The following is a 3,234-nucleotide window of genomic DNA, read 5'->3' on the forward strand; positions in this document are numbered from 1 at the left end:
GCCGACAGGTCGCTGGCCGACCGCGGCAAGGTCATCTCGCTCGCCTGAGCCGCATGACACATCCCCTGGTCGAGTACTTCCGGTGCCCCGATCACCTCGCGGTGGTCGGGCCAGCCGAAGGCCTGTCCGGGGAGCCGGCGTACTTCCGCGTCGCCGACGCGCTCACCTTCGGCCGCCACCTGCCGGCAGGGAGCCCGAGTAGAGGTCCCCTCGACGTCGTTGATGCGGTGAGCGTGCAGGGAGAGCGCCTCGTCACGCCGTTCGATCTCGCGGAGAGCGTTGCCAACCTGCGTTACGAGCGCTACCCCGAGGCGCTGACTGCGGTGGCCGGCATCTCGCAGGTGAGCGTCAAGCGCCTGGCCTATTACGGCGTTCGCCCGCTGCTCACGGTGGGCGTGCGCAAGCACCTCCAGCGCCTCCACTGGCGTGGCTGGGAGCAGATCGCCTTCCCGCAGTGGCCGGTCGACACGTCCGTGGAGGTGCTGATGCGCCGCACGGTCGGCCTCGCGCTCGAGCGCGGCGTGGTGCGCGAGTTCCCGTTCATCTGGTTCTGGCCGGAGGGGGCGTCGGGCTGCGTGATGATGACGCACGACGTCGAGGGACGGGCCGGCGCCGACGCGTGCGATCGGCTGATGGACGTGGATGCGGAGTTCGGCATCCACTCGTCGTTCCAGGTCGTGCCCGAGGCGCCGTGGTCCACCCGCCAGCGGACGCGCCATCTCGTGGGGCGGCTGCGCGCGCGCGGCTTCGAGGTGAACGTCCACGACCTCAGCCACGACGGCACGCTGTTCCGGCAGCGCGATCGCTTCCTGCGCCACGCCTCGGTCATCAACGCGCGCGGCCGCGAATTCGGCAGCCGCGGCTTCAGGTCGGGCGCAATGTACCGGCGTCAGGACTGGTTGCCCTCGCTCGACATCTCGTACGACATGTCGGTGCCCAACGTGGCGCACCTCGAGCCGCAGCGCGGCGGCTGCTGCACCGTGATGCCCTACTTCAACGGGCACGTCCTCGAGTTGCCGCTCACCACGGCGCAGGACTACACCGTCTTCCACGTGCTCGGGCGCTACGACACGGCGCTCTGGCAGCAGCAGATCGACGCCATCCTCGCCGAGAACGGCCTGCTCAGCTTCATCGCGCATCCCGACTACCTGCTCGAGGACCGCGCCTGGGGCGTGTACCGCGAACTGCTGCAGTTGCTCGAGCGCCTGCGCCACGAGCGCCAGCTCTGGACAGCGGCGCCGGCCGACATCGACACCTGGTGGCGCGAGCGGCAGGAGATGACGCTCGTGCAGGACGACGGCAAGTGGATCGTGACCGGCCCCGGCTCCGAGCGCGCGCGTGTCGCGTGGGCACGCCTCGATGGCGACCGCGTGATCTACGACGTGGCGCCGGCGCGGAGGGCGGCCTGACCGTGCGCGTCTTCAGCATCGACCCGCTCCAGGACCCGCGCTGGGAGGCGTTCGTCGAGCGCCATCCGCGTGCCTCCGTGTTCCACTCGCGCGGCTGGCTCGACGCGTTGCGTCGCACGTACGGATACCGCCCCTTCGTGCTCACCACTAGCGGCGAGGGTCCGCTCGCCAACGGCCTCGTCGCCTGCGAAGTGCGCACGGCATTCGCCCGTCGGCTCGTGTCGCTCCCGTTCTCCGATCACACCGACGTGCTGGCCGACGATGGCGCGGAGGCGGCGAGGCTGTGCGCCGCGCTTGCCGAGGTGACGCGCGACGGCCAGTGGCGATCAGTGGAGGTGCGGGCGCAGGTCGGTACGCCGGCGCTCTCTCCGGGTGGCACGTACGCCTGGCACGTGCTCGACATGCGCCGGCCGCTCGACGTCATCTTCGCGGGCTTTCACGCCTCGAGCACGCGGCGGGCCATCAGGCGCGCCGAACGTGAAGGCCTGGCCCTGGAGGCTGGTCGCTCCGAGGCGCTGATCGCCGAGTTCTTCGGCCAGTTGCGGCAGGCGCGTCGCCGGCATGGCGCCCCGCCGCAGCCGATGGCGTGGTTCCGCAACCTCGCCGCAGCGCTGGGAGATCGCCTCACGATCGACGTGGCTCGCCAGGGAGCGATGCCGGTGGCGTCCATCCTCACGATCCGGTTCGGGGCCACGCTCGTGTACAAGTACGGCGGATCAGACGCCCGCCATCACGCGCTCGGCGCCATGCCGCTGCTGTTCTGGACCGCCATCCGCCGCGGCCACGCCGCAGGCGCCACACAGCTCGATCTCGGCAGATCCGATCTCGACCAGCCCGGCCTGATCGCGTTCAAGGACCACCTCGGCGCCGAGCGACGAGAGCTGACCTATTCGCGCTGGCCGGCGCAACCGGCTGGCGCCACGCACGTCAGCGCGCTGGCCCGCACCACCCGACGCCTGCTGGCCCACTTGCCCGACCCGCTGTTCGACCTCACCGGCCGCCTGGCGTACCGCCACTTGGGCTGACGCCGAACGCCGAAATGCCTGACATTCTTCCCGGAGATGGCGATGGTCGCCCCGCGCTGAATTCCTCAATTCTGAACTTTGAATTGCCCTTGGCGTTGTACGCCCCGCGCTTCATTCTGAACTCTGAATTCTGAATTCACTATGTCTGACACTCCTGTCCCGTTTCTGGACCTCGTAACGCCCCATCGCGAACTCGAAGACGAGCTCGTCGAGGCCTTCCGGCAGTCGCTCCGTTCCGCGGCCTTCATCGGCGGCGCGCAGGTGGAGGGCTTCGAGCGCGAGTTCGCCGAGTTCTGCGGCAGCACGCACTGCGTGGGCGTGGCCAACGGCACCGACGCCGTGCGGTTCGCGCTGATGGCCGCGGGCGTGAAGCCCGGCGACGCGGTGGTCACCGTGGCGCACACCTTCATCGCTACCTGCGAGGCGATCAGCCAGGCCGGCGCGGCCACCGAGTTCGTGGACATCGACCCGCGCACGTACTGCATGGACCCGCAGGCGCTCGCGGCCTACCTGGCGACGTGCGACAAGGACCCGGCGACAGGGCGCCCGTTGGGCCAGCGCACGAAGCAGCCGATCACGGCGGTGGTGCCGGTACACCTGTACGGCCAGGTGGCCGACATGGACGCCATCCTTGCCATCGCGGCGAAGTACGACCTCCTGGTGGTCGAAGACGCCTGCCAGGCGCACGGCGCCGAGTATCAGTGTGCCGACGGCACCTGGAAGCGCGCCGGCACATTCGGCAAGGCGGGCGCCTTCAGCTTCTACCCGGGCAAGAACCTCGGTGCGTGTGGCGAGGCGGG

3 protein-coding genes are annotated in these 3,234 nt (G+C 69.9%); all 3 read left to right on the plus strand.

Annotation, left to right across the window (positions count from 1 at the left end):
* Positions 1-53 precede the first annotated feature (53 nt).
* The gene (locus ACIRDX_RS22140) at positions 54-1,409 is read left to right on the plus strand and encodes a hypothetical protein (protein ID WP_396627588.1); all 1,356 of its coding nucleotides are present in this window, start codon (positions 54-56) and stop codon (positions 1,407-1,409) included.
* Positions 1,410-1,411: 2 nt separating this feature from the next.
* Entirely contained in the window at positions 1,412-2,434 is a 1,023-nt protein-coding gene (locus ACIRDX_RS22145; RefSeq protein ID WP_396627589.1) for a GNAT family N-acetyltransferase, read from the plus strand.
* Between the two features lie 141 nt (positions 2,435-2,575).
* On the plus strand, positions 2,576-3,234 hold a 659-nt coding region (locus tag ACIRDX_RS22150; RefSeq protein WP_396627590.1), incomplete at its 3' end, for a DegT/DnrJ/EryC1/StrS family aminotransferase.

The organism is Luteitalea sp. (assembly GCF_044337415.1).
Lineage (GTDB): Bacteria > Acidobacteriota > Vicinamibacteria > Vicinamibacterales > Vicinamibacteraceae > Luteitalea.

Excerpts from the sequence above, each read along its gene's own strand:
- ACIRDX_RS22140 (WP_396627588.1), top strand. The coding sequence starts at position 54 with ATGACACATCCCCTGGTCGAGTACTTCCGGTGCCCCGATCACCTCGCG.